This is a genomic window from Streptomyces sp. NPDC002734 (assembly GCF_040295685.1).
GTDB lineage: Bacteria > Actinomycetota > Actinomycetes > Streptomycetales > Streptomycetaceae > Streptomyces.
Genome location: NZ_JBEOVU010000007.1, coordinates 95,288 through 112,102, shown reverse-complemented (window position 1 = coordinate 112,102; position 16,815 = coordinate 95,288). Strand labels below are relative to the sequence as shown.

General features: G+C 73.9%; 12 protein-coding genes. 4 read left to right on the top strand and 8 right to left on the bottom strand.

The features are described 5' to 3' along the window. The first annotated feature begins 23 nt into the window (after positions 1–23). Positions 24–800, top strand: a complete 777-nt coding sequence (locus tag ABT026_RS08985; protein ID WP_351113444.1) for a hypothetical protein — start codon at positions 24–26, stop codon at positions 798–800. Positions 801–976: 176 nt separating this feature from the next. On the opposite strand, the gene ABT026_RS08980 is transcribed toward ABT026_RS08985, so the two are convergent. Continuing rightward, complete coding sequence (locus ABT026_RS08980; RefSeq protein ID WP_351113443.1) at positions 977–1,774, bottom strand: HNH endonuclease family protein; 798 nt, start codon at positions 1,772–1,774, stop codon at positions 977–979. Positions 1,775–1,880: 106 nt separating this feature from the next. Further along, positions 1,881–2,801, bottom strand: coding sequence for an SCO6745 family protein (locus ABT026_RS08975; RefSeq protein ID WP_351113442.1), 921 nt, complete (start codon positions 2,799–2,801; stop codon positions 1,881–1,883). A 104-nt stretch (positions 2,802–2,905) separates the two neighbouring features. Here ABT026_RS08975 and ABT026_RS08970 point away from each other — a divergent pair, with 104 nt between their 5' ends. Continuing rightward, positions 2,906–3,508: a TetR/AcrR family transcriptional regulator gene (locus tag ABT026_RS08970; protein WP_351113441.1), complete on the top strand. Its 603-nt coding sequence runs from the start codon at positions 2,906–2,908 to the stop codon at positions 3,506–3,508. Between the two features lie 402 nt (positions 3,509–3,910). On the opposite strand, the gene mfd is transcribed toward ABT026_RS08970, so the two are convergent. From mfd to ABT026_RS08955, 3 genes are all read right to left on the bottom strand, one after another. After that, a complete protein-coding gene (gene mfd, locus ABT026_RS08965; RefSeq protein WP_351113440.1) occupies positions 3,911–7,459 on the bottom strand; it encodes a transcription-repair coupling factor in 3,549 nt (1,182 codons plus the stop codon). A 182-nt stretch (positions 7,460–7,641) separates the two neighbouring features. After that, positions 7,642–8,163 (bottom strand): SUKH-3 domain-containing protein, encoded by a 522-nt coding sequence (locus ABT026_RS08960; protein ID WP_351113438.1) that lies wholly within the window; start codon positions 8,161–8,163, stop codon positions 7,642–7,644. 80 nt (positions 8,164–8,243) lie between these two features. After that, a complete protein-coding gene (locus ABT026_RS08955; RefSeq protein WP_351113437.1) occupies positions 8,244–8,765 on the bottom strand; it encodes a YwqJ-related putative deaminase in 522 nt (173 codons plus the stop codon). Positions 8,766–9,037: 272 nt separating this feature from the next. Between ABT026_RS08955 and ABT026_RS08950 the strand changes: the two genes are divergently transcribed. Then, on the top strand, positions 9,038–10,060 hold the full coding sequence (locus tag ABT026_RS08950) for an SMI1/KNR4 family protein (protein ID WP_351113436.1): 1,023 nt from the start codon (positions 9,038–9,040) through the stop codon (positions 10,058–10,060). Positions 10,061–10,067: 7 nt separating this feature from the next. Beyond that, positions 10,068–12,515 carry an SUKH-4 family immunity protein gene (locus ABT026_RS08945; protein ID WP_351113435.1) on the top strand — a complete coding sequence of 816 codons (2,448 nt, stop codon included), beginning with the start codon at positions 10,068–10,070 and terminating at the stop codon, positions 12,513–12,515. Positions 12,516–12,727: 212 nt separating this feature from the next. Here the strand turns inward: ABT026_RS08945 and ABT026_RS08940 are convergent, their stop codons facing one another. The 3 genes from ABT026_RS08940 to ABT026_RS08930 all read right to left on the bottom strand — a co-directional run bounded on the left by ABT026_RS08940 (position 12,728) and on the right by ABT026_RS08930 (position 16,496). Next, complete coding sequence (locus tag ABT026_RS08940; RefSeq protein WP_351113434.1) at positions 12,728–14,326, bottom strand: sodium/solute symporter; 1,599 nt, start codon at positions 14,324–14,326, stop codon at positions 12,728–12,730. Beyond that, positions 14,323–14,826 carry a DUF485 domain-containing protein gene (locus tag ABT026_RS08935; protein ID WP_351113433.1) on the bottom strand — a complete coding sequence of 168 codons (504 nt, stop codon included), beginning with the start codon at positions 14,824–14,826 and terminating at the stop codon, positions 14,323–14,325. The genes ABT026_RS08940 and ABT026_RS08935 overlap by 4 nt, the downstream gene beginning before the upstream one ends. 143 nt (positions 14,827–14,969) lie before the next feature. Continuing rightward, entirely contained in the window at positions 14,970–16,496 is a 1,527-nt protein-coding gene (locus ABT026_RS08930) for an MFS transporter (protein WP_351113432.1), read from the bottom strand. Positions 16,497–16,815 lie beyond the last annotated feature (319 nt).

The window sequence follows — 16,815 nt, the reverse complement described above, 5'->3', positions numbered from 1 at the left end:
GACCTGAGAAGGAACCACCTGCCATGCGCTCTTCCACCCGTACCGCCGCCCGGCTGACCGCGGCCGCCGCCACCGCCGTTCTGCTCGTCACCGGCTGCCAGTCCGGCTCGGACGCCAAGGACTCCAAGGGCTCGAAGGACTCGAAGGGCAGCGCCGGCCAGGAGGCCTTCGCGGGCCTGTCCGGCAAGCAGATCGCCGACAAGGCCGTGAAGGCCACCACGGACGCCGAGTCCCTGCGCTTCAAGGGCACGATGCCCGACGAGGAGACCGGCAAGACGATGGCGATGGACATCGCCATGGACAAGAAGGGCGCGTGCGCGGGGACCATCAGCCCTGAGGGTGAGGGCACCATGGAGATCATCAGCACCGAGAAGACGCTCTACATGAAGCTGGACGAGAAGGCCCTGCGCGCCCAGAACAAGGACCAGGACAAGGCGACCCTCGACGCGATGGTCGACATGATCGGCGGCAAGTGGGCCAAGACCTCGGCCGACGGCGCCGGCGACGTCGCCGAGATGTGCAACCTCGACACCATCCTCGGAGAGCTCAAGACCGCGAGCACCGCCGGCTCCAAGCGCGGCAAGGAGACCGAGCTCGCCGGCACCCCGGCCTTCACCGTCACGGCGAAGGAGGGCAAGGGCTCCACCACGCTGTACGTCGCCACCGAGGGCAAGCCCTACCTGCTCCAGGTCGACACCACCGAGAGCGGCGCCCCGGTCTCCCTGAAGTTCAGCGACTACGGCAAGCCGGTCCCCTCCGCCGCCCCCAAGGGCGAGATCCTGGACCTCGACAACCTCTGAGTCACCCTCCCGGTCGTCGCACCGGAGTCGTCGCACCGGCCGCGGGGCCGTCCTCCGTCCACACGGGGGGCGGCCCCGTGGCCTGTTCGGTGGCCGTCACCGCGAACGCGCCGGGGTCCGGGTACGCGCCGATCCCGGTGCCGGCGCCGGGATCGGCACCGAGGCCCGGGGGCGCGTCAGCCGCCGCACTGCTTGAGCATGGCCACCTTGTCCGCCTTGGTCACCGGGAGTTCGTACTTCAGGGAGACCTGGGCGAAGCGCACCGCGTAGGCGCAGCGGATCTGCTTGCTCGGCGGGACCCAGGCCGCCGGGCCGGAGTCACCCTTGGACGAGTTGGTGGGGCCGTCCACCGGCAGCAGGTTGAGCGGGTCGTTGGCGATGGCCTTCCGCTTGTCCTTCGACCAGCGGGAGGCTCCCATCTGCCAGTCGTAGGACAGCGCCATCACGTGGTCGATCTGCACCTCGGCGGCGTCCGCCTTGGCCCAGTCGATCTCCTTCCCTGTGTAGGGGTCCGCGAGCGTCATCTCCACGACCACGCAGTTCGAGCCGGAGCGGAACTTCAGCTCGTCACCGTCCCGCTTCAGCAGGTCGTTGCGGGTGTCGCAGCCGTTGCGGGAGAGGGGGACGTCGGCGGTGTCCAGCCACGCCTCGCCGAACTCGTCGCGGTCGTAGCCCGTCTTGGGGCCGCGGCCCTTCACGTCCACCTTCTCGATCAGGTCACGGGCCTTGGCGCGGTCGGCGTCCGAGGACACCACCGCGAGGCCCGGCTTGGTGCCGTCCGGATTGTCGAGCGGGCTGACGGCACGCCCCGCGGCCGCCTGCGGACCGGTCGGCGAACCGGCCTGATCCGAGGGCGAGTTGTCGAGGGTGCCTTCCGGCACCTCGCACCCGGAGACCAGTACCGCCGCCGCTCCGATCGCGGAAAGGACACCGAGGGCTCGGCGGCGGTCGCCGCCCGGCCTTCTGTTGCGCATAGTTCGCTACCTCCGGTCGTGTCGGAACTGCACGAACTGATGCGATCATGCCCCCGGTGGTAGCGGACATTCCGGCCCTCACTCGTACGAGTCGGCGACGGCGGGCTCACACCTTGCCTATCCCCAGGGAGTTGTCGGCCGGCAGCAGGCCCGAGGCGATCACCGCCACCCAGAAGTCGCCGAGCAGATCGGCAAGTCGGGCGGTGTCCCGCCCGCCCGTCGCACGCCAGGGAGCCGAGGCCAGCCGGTCGGTCTCCCGCTCGACCCGCTCACGCAGCGCCCTGCCCTCCTCCGTGGCCGCCCCGCCTTCCGTCACCAGGCCGCGCCCGGCCAGCCGGCTGCGCGCCGCCTCCCACTCCGGCGCGCTCCACTCCCGACTGGCGAGGGTCTGCCGACTGGCGGCGCCGATCGCCTCGAAGGAGACCAGCGCCTCCACCGGGTCGAGCCCGGCCGTCATCAACGCGGCCACATGACCGTCGCCCCGGTGCTCGCGCAGGATCGTCGCCGCCTGCCACAGCTGAAGATGGGGCTCGTCGGGCCAGGGCAGCTCGGCGTTGGCCGCGGCCAGCGGCCTGCCGGCGAGGTCGGCGGCCTCGGCCGCACGCCGGGCGAGCACTGCGGCAGCGCGTATCTCCGGGCCGGCCACCCGCTCGCCGAACAGTGAGCGGTAGGCGCGGTCCACCCCGCGCAGCCGCGCCGCGAGGACCTCCTCCGGGCTCGCGACCTGCCACGCCGCCGGCAGCTGCCGCTCCACCATCCGCGGACTCATGCTGTAGAAGGCCGAGGCCGCGCGCACCGCGCCGACGGCTCCGAGCGGGGCGGCCCGGAAGGCGAAGTAGGCGGGCCACCGCTCCCGCACGTCGTAGCCCAGGGCGGCTGCCTCCTCGAAGGCCTCCGGGGCGTAGTAGAGCACCGCGTGCAGCGGCTCGAGGAGGTGCCAGATCCGGCGGACCTCGGTGGTGCCGACCTCCGCCGGGGCCGCTGTCGAGGCCGCCGCTGGGGCGGTGGTTCCGGTCTGCTCCGTCATGGGATGCCTCCACCGTCGGCGAGGGAAGAACCTGAACTTGTCACTGTCCAGATTGGGCCGCCGGGGAGAACTTGTCAATGACCAGATCGGAGTAACCTGGCCCCATGGCCACCACCCGCCCGACGCCCCCGGACCGCCCGTACCACCACGGCGACCTGCGGCGCGCGATCATGTCCGCCGCCCTGGAGGCCATCGCCGCCGAGGGTCCCGCGGCGCTGAGCCTGCGCGACCTGGCCCGCCGGGCCGGCGTCTCGCACGCCGCGCCCGCCCACCACTTCAAGGACCGCACGGGTCTGCTCACCGCCATCGCCGCCGAGGGGCACGAACTCCTCGCGGACGCCCTGCGCCGGGCGGGCGACCTGCGGGAGGCCGGGGTGCGGTACGTCCGCTTCGCCCGCGAACACCCGGCGCACTTCCAGGTGATGTTCAGCCCGCAGCTGCTACGGCCCGAGGACGTCGAACTGGTCACCGCCCAGGCCCTCTCCGGCACCGCGCTGCGGGACGCCGTGGCCGGGCTCCCGGACCGCGACCGGGGGGTGGAGGCCCGGCTGGCGGGCGTCGCCGCCTGGTCACTGGCCCACGGCTTCGCCACGCTGCTGCTGGCGCACAACCTCGACGACGCGCTCGGCGGAGGCGACCCCGAGGAGACGTTCCGCGAGCTCGCCACGACGCTGTTCCGGCCCGGCGGCGACGCGGATGCGGCGTAGGTCTGCGGACACGGCGTAGCCCTACGGACGCGCCACGGGTACGCGCGGCCCCGCGCCGCGCCGTAGGCCCCCGCGGAAGCCGCGCAGGGCGCGGACAGCGCGGAGGGCGCGGACAGCGCGGAGGGCGCGGACAGCGCGGAGGGCGCGGAGGGCGCGGAGGGCGCGGACACGCCCGAGGGGCGGGCCGCGCCGCGCGCCACCCGCCCCTCCGCCCAGGAACCACCCGCCCAGGAACCACCCGCCCAGGAAACATCCGCCCGGGACCGTCCGCCCGGATCACGTCCACGCGACGGCACCGCCCCAGGACACGTCCGCCCGGATCACGTCCCCGCGACGGGACCGCCCCAGGACACGTCCGCCCGACCATGTCCCCGGGACGGGACCGCCCCGGGACACGTCCGCCTAGGACAGCACCGTCGTCAGGAACTCACCGGTCCAGGACAGAAGTTCGCGTCCCGTCAGCGGCTTGCCGCCGATCTTCGCCGTCTTGGGCCGCGGCACCAGCACCTGCTGCGCCGTCGCCTTGATGACCGTCCCCGGGTACACCCGCTTCAGCCGCAGCTCCTGCGACTCCCGCAGGTCCACCGGCGCGAACCGGATGTTGTTGCCCTGCAACACGATCTCGCCCACCCCGCAGGACCGGGCCAGCATCCGCAGCCCCGCCACCAGCAGCAGGTTCTCCACCGGCTCCGGCAGCTTGCCGTACCGGTCCACCAGCTCCTCGCGGACCGCCGCGACGTCCTCCTCCGAGTTGGCGGAGGCGATCGAGCGGTACGCCTGGAGCCGCAGCCGCTCGCCCGGCGCGTAGTCGTGCGGGACGTGCGCGTCCACCGGCAGCTCGATCTTCACCTCCAGCGGCGGCGCCTCCTCCACGCCGCCCTCGAGGGAGGCCCGGTACTCGGCGACCGCCTCGCCGACCATCCGCACGTACAGGTCGAAGCCGACGCCCGCGATGTGGCCGGACTGCTCGCCGCCGAGCAGGTTGCCCGCGCCGCGGATCTCCAGGTCCTTCATCGCCACGTACATGCCGGCGCCCAGGTCGGTGTGCTGGGCGATGGTCGCCAGCCGCTCGTGCGCGGTCTCGGTCAGCGGCTTCTCCGGCGGGTACAGGAAGTACGCGTAGCCCCGCTCCCGGCCACGGCCGACCCGGCCGCGCAGCTGGTGCAGCTGGGAGAGACCGAAGTTGTCGCCGCGCTCCACGATCAGCGTGTTGGCGTTGGCGATGTCGATGCCCGACTCCACGATCGTCGTGGAGACCAGCACGTCGAACCGCTTCTCCCAGAAGTCGACGACCACCTGCTCCAGCGCCTGCTCCGACATCTGGCCGTGCGCCGTCGCGATCCGCGCCTCCGGGACGATCTCCCGCAGCCGCGCCGCCGCCCGGTCGATCGACTCCACCCGGTTGTGGATGTAGAACACCTGGCCCTCGCGCAGCAGTTCACGCCGGATCGCCGCGCCGATCTGCCGCTCCTCGTACGGGCCGACGAAGGTGAGCACCGGGTGGCGCTCCTCCGGCGGGGTGGTGATCGTCGACATCTCCCGGATGCCGGTGACCGCCATCTCCAGGGTGCGCGGGATGGGCGTGGCGGACATGGTGAGCACGTCCACGTTGGCCCGCAGCTTCTTCAGCTGCTCCTTGTGCTCGACGCCGAACCGCTGCTCCTCGTCGACGACGACCAGGCCCAGGTCCTTGAACCTGGTCTCCGACGAGAAGAGGCGGTGGGTACCGATGACGATGTCCACCGAGCCGTCGCGCAGCCCCTCCAGGGTCGCCTTGGACTCCGACTCCGACTGGAAGCGCGAGAGCGCCCTCACCTTCACCGGGAACTGCGCGTACCGCTCGCTGAAGGTGCCGAAGTGCTGCTGCACCAGCAGCGTGGTGGGCACCAGCACGGCGACCTGCTTGCCGTCCTGGACCGCCTTGAAGGCGGCGCGCACCGCGATCTCGGTCTTGCCGTAGCCGACGTCGCCGCAGATCAGACGGTCCATCGGGACCGACTTCTCCATGTCGGCCTTCACCTCGGCGATGGTGGTGAGCTGGTCCGGCGTCTCCGCGTAGGGGAAGGCGTCCTCCAGCTCCCGCTGCCAGGGGGTGTCCGGGCCGAAGACGTGGCCGGGCGCCGCCATGCGGGCGCTGTACAGCCTGATCAGGTCGGCGGCGATCTCCTTGACCGCCTTCTTCGCCCGCGCCTTGGTCTTCGTCCAGTCCGCGCCGCCCAGGCGGTGCAGGGTGGGCGCCTCGCCGCCGACGTACTTGGTGATCTGCTCCAGCTGGTCGGTCGGGATGTACAGCCGGTCGCCGGGCTGGCCCCGCTTGGCGGGGGCGTACTCGACCACCAGGTACTCGCGGGTCGCGCCCTGCACGGTGCGCTGCACCATCTCCAGGTAGCGGCCCACGCCGTGCTGCTCGTGCACGATGTGGTCGCCCGGCTCCAGGGTGAGCGGGTCGATCACCTTGCGGCGGCGGGCCGGCATCTTCGTGCCGTCCCGGGTGGCGGTGCGCTGCCCGGACAGGTCGGTCTCGGTGAGCACGGCCAGCTTCAGCGCGGGGTCCACGAAGCCGTACTCGACGCTGCCGCAGGAGACGTGCACCAGGGACGGCGTGAGCTCGGTGAGGTCCTTGTCGAGGCGGGCGGGGACGCCTTCGCCGCCGAGCACCTCGGTGATCCGGGCCGCCGGGCCGTGGCCCTCGGTGAGGAACGCGATGCGCCAGCCGTCGGCCACCCAGCCCTTGGTGTCCGCCAGCGCGCGGGCGGTGTCGCCGCGGTAGGTGTCGGGGGCGTGCATGCCGAGCTTGAGGGTGTCGGCGGTCGCGTCGTCGGCGAACTCGCCGGTGATCTCGTCGGCGGCGAACGGCGAGACGGACCACCACAGCATGTCCAGCTGACGGGCCCGGTCGCGGACGTCCGCCATCGACCACAGGGAGGCCGCGCCGACGTCGATCGGGGCCTCGCCGCCGCCGGCCGTCGCCGCCCAGGAGGCCTGAAGGAACTCCTGCGAGGTCGCCACCAGGTCGGTGGCGCGGGTGCGGACCCGCTCGGGGTCGCAGACGACCGCCATCGAGCCCTTGGGGAGCACGTCGAGGAGCAGCTCCATGTCGTCGACGAGGACGGGCGCGAGGGACTCCATGCCCTCGACCGCGATGCCCTCGGCGATCTTGCCGAGCAGTTCGCCCAGCTCGGGGTGCTCCTCGGCCAGCTCGGCGGCGCGGCGGCGGACCTCGTCGGTCAGCAGCAGCTCACGGCAGGGCGGGGCCCACAGGCCGTGCTCGGCGACCTCCAGCGACCGCTGGTCGGCCACCTTGAAGTAGCGGATCTCCTCGACGTCGTCGCCCCAGAACTCGATACGGAGCGGGTGCTCCTCGGTCGGCGGGAAGACGTCGAGGATGCCGCCGCGGACGGCGAACTCGCCGCGGTTCTCGACCAGTTCGACGCGGCTGTACGCGGCGGCGGCGAGTGCCTCGACGATCTCGCCCAGGTCGGCCTGCTGTCCGGTGCGCAGGAAGACGGGCTCGAGGTCGCCGAGGCCCTTGACCTGCGGCTGCAGGACGGAGCGGACGGGCGCGACGACCACCTGCACGGGGCCCGCGCCCGGGTCGTCGGCGCGGGGGTGCGCGAGGCGGCGCAGCACGGCGAGGCGGCGGCCGACGGTGTCGCTGCGGGGGCTCAGCCGCTCGTGGGGCAGGGTCTCCCAGGACGGGTACTCCACGACGGCGTCCGGGTCGAGCAGCGAGCGCAGCGCGGCGGCCAGGTCCTCGGCCTCGCGGCCGGTCGCGGTCACCGCGAGGACGGTACGGCCGGCGTCCCTGGCCAGGGCGGCCACCGTGAAGGGGCGGGCGGCGGGAGGGCCGACCAGGTCGACGTGGGGGCGGTGGCCCTCGGCGGCGGCGCGTACCGCGTCGGTGAGGGCGGCGTCCTTGACGACGGCGTCGAGCAGACCGTGCAGGCTCATGGAGGCCTTTCCGTCCAGCGGGGGTTCCGCGGGGTTCTCGTGTCACGCGAAGCGCCCGGTACGCGGGGCGGACCGGGGGTTCCAGCCTACGTCGCGCCCGAGCACCACGCGCCGCCTCCACGACGACGCCCCTCTCCCCCGCCGGCCCGGGGCGTCACCTTCCCCCGTGCCGACAGTCCCGCTCACGTCTCGGTGCGGGGGCCCGGGATGTCGGCCGTGGTGAGGCGGGTGGGGGCCGTGCCGGTGAGGAGGGTGGTGAGGGCCTGGTCGAGGGTGGGGCCGAGGTACCAGTCGCCGGCGTGGTCGAGGGCGTACACCCGCCCCACCGCGTCGACGGCCACCAGCGCCCCGGTGTCCGCCTCCGCTCCGACCGGACACAGCTCCGTCCCCAGCGCCCGCCCGAGGTCCCCCAGGGTGCGCGCCATGTGCAGCCCGTGCATGGGGTCCATGTCCAGCACCGCGGGCGCGACCTGACGGCCCGGACCGGACGGGGCGATGCGCAGGCCGCCGAACTCCGCCCACGCCTCCACCGCCGCCGGGAACACGGCGTGCGTGTGCCCGGCCGGCGAGGCGTGCTCGCGCAGCGTGTCGGCCCACACCTCGGCCTGGCGGATGTCCCAGCGCCCCGGCTCCCAGCCGGACGCGCGCAGCGCGACGTCGACGTGGACGGCGAAACGGGTCGAGGAAGTGCGCTCGGCTTGCATCAGGAACCTGGAGTCCTTCAGGACGGGACGGGCGGAGGCAACGGCGGAGGCGGCGGGCGGCAGGAGTCGGGCGGCGGGGCTCAGCCCTCGGCGCCCGGGTCGACGACCCGCACCCCGAAGTGGGCGATGAGGGCCGCGCACGCCCGGCAGGGCTCGGCGAAGCTGCCGTGCAGCGGGTCCCCGTCCTCCCGGATGCGCCGCGCGGTCAGCTTGGCGTGCTTCAGGGCCTTGCGCGCCTCGCTGCTGGTCATGGGCCGGCGCGCGGCCCGCTTGTTGCGCGCCGCGTCGGCCGCGGCGATGTGCCGGGAGATCAGCAGCGCCTCGGCGCACCGGCCGGTGAAGCGGTCACGCTGGTCGCTGGTGAGCGTGTCGAGGAAGTCCTGCACCAGCGGGTGCAGGACCGGGATCTGGTCGCCCCGGGCGGCCGTTCCGGTGAGCGTGGTGCCGCGAACGGACAGCGCGGCGGCCACCGTCGGGAGTATCCCGTCACGGCGGTGCAGCAGCGCCGGAGCCGCGGCGCCGTCCGCGCTGCTCCAGCCCACTCGCGGGTCCTGCGACGGACCGGACGGCGGTTCCGTCCCGGTGGTCTGTGCGGCCTGCATGATCGTTCTCACCTCCCGAGCATCCCCTCGGTCGCCTTAGAGTGCCAAACCCGGCGGCCGAGGAGGAAGCCAGGGCCCGTGACACGCCCGGGGCGGGGCGCTGTGACCACGGAGTGTTGACGTGACGTCACACATGTGGACGCATCCGGACGCACGATGACCGCCGCGAGCGGCACCGCATAGTCTGTCGGGAACCGCCACCCAAGCGGTGGTCGACACTATGGGAGAGCGCGGCCTCACCGGCCGCCGGAACGCCGCAGGGGGCAACCGCCATGACGACAGGTGGGCTCGGGCTGGGGGTCTCTCCCGGCCACGGGACCGGAGGACGGCCCGCGCCGCCGAACGCCGCGTACGCAGGACAGGTCGTGCACTTCCCCGACCCGGTCCGCGCCGCCCGGCACCCGGCAGGCGTACGGGTCGACGACCACGGCTACCCGGACTTCTCTCCTTACGCCCGCGCGGCCGCCGAGATCGCCGAGCCGCCGGAAGGATTCGGCGTCGACGAACTGCGGCTGACCGACTACGTGTCGGCCAACGCCGCCCTCGCCGCGACCGGTCACCCCCTGTGGGACACCGTCGAGCCGGTGGCCACCCCGCACGGCTGGACCTGGCACCACGTCCCGCGCACGCGGCGCCTGGAGCTGGTCCCCGTCGAGGTGAAGGCGCTGCTGCGGCACCACGGCGGCATCTCCACCACCGCGGTGGAGCACGACAAGCGCGGCACGCGCCCGTTGCAGGACACCCGTCCCGCCCACTTCCGGCTGCCGAAGAACTCCGTGGCCGTGAACGAGCAGCAGGTGCAGGCCGTCGAGGAGGAGCTCGGGTACCAGCTGCCCGGCCCCTACCGCGCGTTCCTGAAGGCCGCCGGCGGCTGCGCCCCGGTGGGCACCGCGCTCGACGCGGAGCTGGGTCTGCTGGTCGACCAGCCCTTCCTCACCGTGCGGGACGAGGCGGCGGTCAACGACCTGGTGTACGTCAACAAGTGCCTGCGCGACCACCTCACCAAGGACTACCTGGGGGTGGCCTTCCTGCAGGGCGGCATCCTCGCGGTGAAGGTCAAGGGCGACCGGCGCGGATCGGTGTGGTTCTGCGCCTACGACGACGTGCGCGACGTGGACCCGTCGTGGACCCCCGCCGAACGGGTGGAGCGCCTGCTGCTGCCCTGCGGCGAGGACTTCGACGCGTTCCTCGGCCGGCTCGCGGGCAGCCCGCCCGAGCTGGACACGGTGGCGAATCTGATGGTGGACGGCGGTTTCGCGCGCGCGGTGCCGGTGTCGGGCCCGACAGGGGAGTGAACGGCCGATGGTGACCTACGCGCAGGCGCAGGAGCGCGGCGAGGAATGGATCAACGGCGAGGCGCCCGCGTACCAGCACCGTGAGGTGCGGGTACGCGAGTTCGAGCTGGGCTTCGTGGTGTGGGCCGAGGACCGGGCCGACGGCCCGCGCTCCGAGGGCGGCGCGCAGCGGCTGGTGATCGCCCGGGACAGCGGCGAGGCCACGCTGTGGCCCGGGCTGCCGGTGGGCGAGGTGATCCGCCGTTACGAGGAGCTGTACGGCCGCGAGGAGGCCGCTCCCGCGCCGCCGCCGGCGCCCGCGCGGGTCGACCTGAACCAGACGTCGTTCCTGCTCAGCCCTCCGCAGTGGCTGCAGGACGCGGCCGACCGGATGGGCATCCCCGACCAGCGGGACACTGGGCGCGGCCGCGACGCCACGCCTCCGCCGTCGGCGCCGTCCGCGCCGGCGACGCCCGCCGCGCCGTCGCCCGCCACCGCGGGGGGCACGCCGTGGGACGGGACCGACACGACCGCGCAGGCCGCCGACGACCGGTCGGTGCCCCTGCCGGAGACGGTGTTCGCGCCGCCGGTGGCCGACGGTCCGCCGGGCGGGCCGGTCGGTGCGGGCGGCCCGGGCGCGTCCGACGCGCAGACCGCGCTCCTCCAGGGCGGCAGCCAACTGCCGCCCACCCGGGTCACGCCGGTCATGCCGGACGCCGGGCCGCCGGTGCCGCAGTCCTCGCCCCAGCCGCCCCAGCCGCCCGTGCCGCAGTCCGGGCCGGCCGCCCCCGCGCGGCCGCTGCCGGCCAACGCCGGGGACATCGCGGACGCCGCGACCGCCAAGGCCGCGCCGCCGCGCCGTCCGGCGACCGGTTCCACCCCGCCGCCTCCGCCGCCGCCCCCGCCGGTTCCGGGCGTGCCCGGTGCCGCGCCGCAGTCCTCGGGGGGCGACTCCCTCGGCTACGTGCCCACCCAGATGGTCTCCTCGCTCGGCCCCCAGGCACCGGGGGCGCCGGGCGCTCCCGGGGCTCCCGGGGCTCCCGGTGGTTCGCAGGGCGGCTCCGGCGGTCCGCAGGACGGTGGGATGCACCACGCGGTCACCATGCTGGCCGACCCGTCGTCCGGCGGTGGCACGCCTCCGCCGCCGCCCGGTCCTCCCGGGACCCCTGGCGCTCCCGGCGGGCACACGCCTCCGCCCGCGCCGCCCGCCGCTCCGGGCCAGGCGGCCCACCACGCGGAGACCGTCTTCGCACCGTCCGGTCCGTCCGGTCCGCCCGGTCCGTCCGGTCCGTCCGGCGCCACGCCGCCTCCGCCGCCGCCCCCGCCGGGCGCCCCGGGGAGCGTGCACCACGCGGAGACGATGTTCGCGCCGCCGTCGGGACCGCCGGTGGCTCCCTCCGCGCCCGGTCCCGTGCCGCCGCCCGGTCCCGTGCCTCCGCCGCCCGCCGCTCCCGGCGTTCCCGGGGCGCCGGCCGCGTACGGGTACCCGCAGCAGCCCCAGCAGCCGATGGTGGGGCCCGGCTACCAGGCCGTGCTGCGCTACCGCGCCCCGGACGGCTCCGAGCACCAGCTGATCCGCCGCAGCGCGCCGGGGCTCCCGCACCCGGAGTGGCAGATCTTCCACGAGCTGCGCGCCATGAACGTGCCGCCGAACCAGGTGCTGGAGCTGCACACCGAGCTGGAGTCCTGCTCCCTGCCCGGCGCGTACTGCGCGCGGATGATCCGCGAGCAGTGGCCGCAGGCCCGGATCACCTCCATCGCCCCCTACGGCGAGGACCACGCGGGCCGGCAGCAGGGCATCACCCAGCTCCTGGCCCACCAGGGCGAGCTGCACCAGGTCGCGGACGGGCCCGCGCGGCCCGGCCCGGTGCGCGCGCCGCTGCCGCCGGTGCAGCCCGCTCCGCCGGTGCCGCCGGAGGGCGTCGCGCACGAGCTGGCGGCGGTCTTCGGGCCGGGCGTTTTCCGCTTCGACCAGGCGGCGGTGTCCCGGCAGGGCGTGCCGCCTGTGGTCGCCCACACCCTGGTGGTGGCGGGGCTGCCGTTCGACCTCGGCCCGTTCTTCTGGGCGCAGGCCCAGCCGGGGCGGCCGGTGCCGACGCTGGCCGAACTGGCGCAGGAACGTGGTGTGCCGGCTGCCTCCGACGCCGGGTCGTACCTGGTGATGGGCACGGACTTCGGCAAGGCGCTGTGCGTGCAGTACGGCACGGCGCACATCGTCGCCGTGCCGGTGGAGGCGGGGCCCGGGGGTGCGCCGGTACCGCCGCAGTTCGTCAACACGGGGCTGCCGGAGTTCGCGCGCTGCCTGGCGCTGCTGGGGCGGATGTGGCCCCTGCGGTTCGGGCTCAACCAGGAGCAGGCGGCTCGCTGGACGGTGGACTTCCAGGCGCAGCTGGCGGCGTTGGATCCGGCGGCGTTGGGGTCGCCGGAGACCTGGTGGTCCGTGCTGCTGGAGCAGTTCTGGGACGGGCTGCTCTGACCTCCGCGCCCCGGGGACGGCGGCGCTCCTCCGCGGGGACCGCAGGGACCGCGGGGACCGCGGGGACCGCGGTGAACGCGTGCCGCCTCCCGCCGGGCCGCGGGAGCTGAACGCCTGCGCGCTCCCGTGCCCGTGCAACGGCTCGGCCCAGGGCGGTGAGCGGCCCCGGGGAGAGGGGAAGACGGCACCCCGCCCCCGGGGCCGGTCGGAGGTCAGCGGACGTCGACGCCCGCCAGGATGCGCGGCTCCAGTTCCTCGTACCGCCGCTCCTGTTCGCGCACCTCGCGGGAGGGAGAGGTGACCGTACCGATCCACCCGAGCGCGAAGCCCACCGGGATGGTCACCAGCGCCGTCGTGGTGAACGGGAACCAGTTCAGGTCGAGGTCCGGCAACGCCGAGGCCGGGTAGCCGGACACCAGGTTGGTGAACGGCGACAGCAGCAGCACCACGACCGTGCCGCCGATCATCGACCAGAGCAGCCCTCGACGGGTGAACCGGTGCCAGAACAGGCTGTAGACCAGCGCCGGCGCGATCGCCGACGACGAGACGCTGAGCGCCAGCGTCACCAGCGGCTGCAGGTTTCGGTGCTGCACCAGCGTCGCCAGCGCGACGGCCAGCAGGCCCACGCCCAGCGCCGCCGCCCGCGCGGTCATCACCTCGCGGCGTGGCGCCAGACCGGGCCGGCGCGCCGCCACCACGTCGTGCGCGATCGAGTTGGCGCAGGCCAGGATCATGCCCGCCACCGACGCCAGCAGTGTCAGGAACACCCCCGTGGTGACGACGGTGAACAGCAGTGCCGCCAGATAGGAGCTCCCGGCATCGAGCGCCGCGCTCGACCCGATCAGATAGGTGGTGTTGCCCTGCGGGTCCGCCGCCGCGATGACGCCGCGGCCTACCAGCGCCACCGCGCCGAAGCCCACGATGACGATGATCAGTGAGAACAGGGTCACCGACGCGACCGCCCAGGACAACGAACGGCGCACCTGGCGGGCGCTCGTGGCGGTGAACATGCGCATCGTGATGTGCGGCAGGCAGGCCGCGCCCAGCACGGTCTGGACGTGGATGGCGAGCATGTCGAGCGTCGGATGCGGATGGCCGGTGAACTCCAGGCCCGACTCCAGGAACCCGTGACCGATCCCGCTGCCCTTGGCCGCGGCGTCGAAGAGCGCCCCCGGGTTCCAGTCGAACCGCGCCAGCAGCACCGCGCAGACCATGACGCCGGAGGCCAGCACGATGAAGATCTTGACGATCTGGATGAACGCGGTGCCCTTCATCCCGCCGATCGCCGCATAGCTGATCATCAGCGCACCGAGGCCCACCACCATGCCGGTTTCCAGGGCCTCGCTGTCGAAGCCCAGGATGAACGACATCAGCTGGCCGGCGCCCGCGAGCTGCACCAGCATCATCGGCACCAGCGCCAGCAGGGTCACCACGCAGATCGTGATCCGCACGGCCCGCGACTCCGTCCGCCGGGCCAGCACGTCCCCCAGGGTGAACTTGCCCGTGTTGCGCAGCGGTTCGGCCATCAGCAGCATCAGCAACAGCAGGGACAGCGCGGTGGACAGGGCCAGCAGCATCCCGTCGTAGCCGTAGAAGGCGACCAGTCCGCAGGTGCCCAGCATGGTCGCCGCGGAGACGTAGTCGCCCGCGATGGCCATGCCGTTGCGGAACGGCGTCAGGGCTCCGTAACCCGTGTAGAACTCCTTGAGGTCGTCGCTGTCCGGACCCGTCATCACACACAGCAGCAGCGTGATGGAGGCGACGGCGCAGAAGGCGACCAACGACATGGAGTGCGCCGAGAAGTCGTTCATCGCTCCTCCTCGGCCTGCCCGCGCACCCGTTCCACCAGCGGGTCCACCGCTGCCCGCGCGGTGCGCTGGTACACGAGCAGGGCCACAACGGTGAGGGGCAGCTGGAGCAGCCCCAGCAGCATGCCGAGGTTCACGCCGCCCGCCACCCGCCAGTTGACCGCTGCGGGAACGTACACGGTCAGCAGGATGTACAGCGCGAAGAAGCCCAGCACGGTGACGCCGGCGACCCGCCGCTGCCTCCGGTAGGCCGCCCGGAGGTCCGCCAGTTCACGGGACCGCCGGACGGAGGCCGCCGACGGCTGCTCCTGCCGCCCGGCGGCGGGGAAGGGCTCGCCGAAGGCCGGGAACGTCTCCCCCGACGCGGGGTACCGCTCCTCTCGGCCGGGGTGCCGCCGGACGCCGTAGACGGGGGTCTCGTCCCCGTACGGAGGGAAGGGACCGGCAGGCGGTGGAGGTGGTGAGGGTGGTGCCTGGAACGACGCGAACGGGTCTTGGGACATCCCGTGCTCCTTGCGAGGCTCGGGCCCAAAAAGGGCCGCAGGGAGGGGAGTTGGACAAGCCCACGCAAGCTACCGACCCACCCGCCGCACCCGCTGCGGTTCCGCGCCGTGAAGGTCCGGTGAGGACGCGGATCGGTGCGGGCTCACTCCCCGGCGGCCTCCGCGCTGGTCGCCCGCACAGGGAAACGCCGCGGCGCGAGCGCCAGCAGCGCCACGAACGCCACCCCCGCGGCCACCGCCGCCCCCAGGTACACCGCCTGCGTCGCCGCCGCCACGGCCCGTCCCGTCGCCTCCGGCACCCGCGCCCCGGAGTCCACCGCCCGCGTCACCGCGTCCAGGTCGCCCACGCCGCCGAGCCGGGCCACCAGCACCGCGTTCGCCAGCGCGCCGAACAGCGAGGCCCCCAGCGTCTGGCCGGTCTGCCGGCAGAACAGCACCGAGGCCGTCACCGTCCCCCGCTCCGACCAGCCCACCGTCGACTGGACCCCCACCATCAAGGGCGCCGAGAACAGACCGAGCCCGGCCCCCACCACCGCCATCAGCAGCACCGGCTGCCACACCGCCCCCGGATACGGCAGCCACTGGAACGCCGCCAGCGCCAGCGAGGTCACCCCGACCCCCAGCAGCGCCGTGTCACGGAAACCGATCCTGCGGTACACGTGCTGGCTCAGCGCCGCCGACGCCGGCCAGGTCAGCGTCCACACCGACAGCACGAACCCCGCCGCGACCGGCTCCAGCCCCAGCACGCCCTGCGCGTACGTCGGCAGGAACACCGTCGGCGCCACCATCAGCAGCCCCACCGCGCCGAACGCCACGTTGACCGCCGCGATCGTCCGCCGCCGCCACACCCAGCCCGGGATCACCGGGTCCTCTGCCCGCCGCTCGACCAGCACCACCACCACCGCCAGCACCAGCCCCGCGCCGAACAGCCCCAGCGACGGCGCCGACAGCCACGGCCAGGCCACCCCGCCCTGCACCAGCGCCGTCAGCAGGGCGCCCGCGCACGCGAAGACCGCCAGGGCGCCCGCCCAGTCGATCCGCGCCCGCGCCGCCGCCCCGCCCGGCTCCCGCGGCGACTCCCGCAGGTGCCGCACCACCATCCACAGCGCCACCGCGCCCACCGGCAGGTTGACCAGGAAGATCCACCGCCACCCCGCGTACGCCGCCAGCAGGCCGCCCACCCCCGGCCCCGCCACCGCCGACACCGCCCACACCGTCGACAGCCGCGCCTGTATCTTCGGCCGCTCCGCCAGCGGGAAGAGGTCCGCCGCCAGCGTCTGCACGGTGCCCTGCAACGCGCCGCCGCCCAGCCCCTGCACCACCCGGAAGACGATCAGCGCGCCCATGTTCCAGGCCACCCCGCTCAGCAGCGAGCCCAGCAGGAACAGCGCCGCCCCGAACACCAGCACCGGCTTGCGGCCGAAGGTGTCCGACAGCTTCCCGTACACCGGCAGGGTCACCGTCACCGCCAGCAGGTAGCCCGAGAACAGCCACGAGAAGTACGCGAACCCGCCCAGGTCCCCCACGATCTGCGGCACCGCCGTGGCCACCACCGTCGAGTCCAGCGCCACCAGCGCCATCGACAGCATCAACGCCACCATCACCGGGCCGCGCCGCGTCGCGACGGCCGCCTGCCCGGCCTCCTTCGCGGAAGTCTCCGTCCTGGCCACCGGGATTCCTTTCCCTATGCATCTAAATGCCCGGGGACAGCTTCGCACCGGCCCCGCCCTCCACGCCAAGGTGCACCGAACCCCGAGACGGCTCAGCCCTGAGGCCAACACCCCCTAGGGGTAAAGGTGTACGCGCGGTCGGGGACACCTCCACCCGCCGGACGACGCCCCCCGAGACCCCCGCTCCCTAGCCTGGTCACACGCCACAGGGGGAGGCGGACGGCACCAGCAGCGGTGGGGTTTACCCCCGAACCGAACTGCACCGGGCACCATCGCGCCCGCCCCGCCCGGCGAGAAGACTCGACACGACGGCAGGACA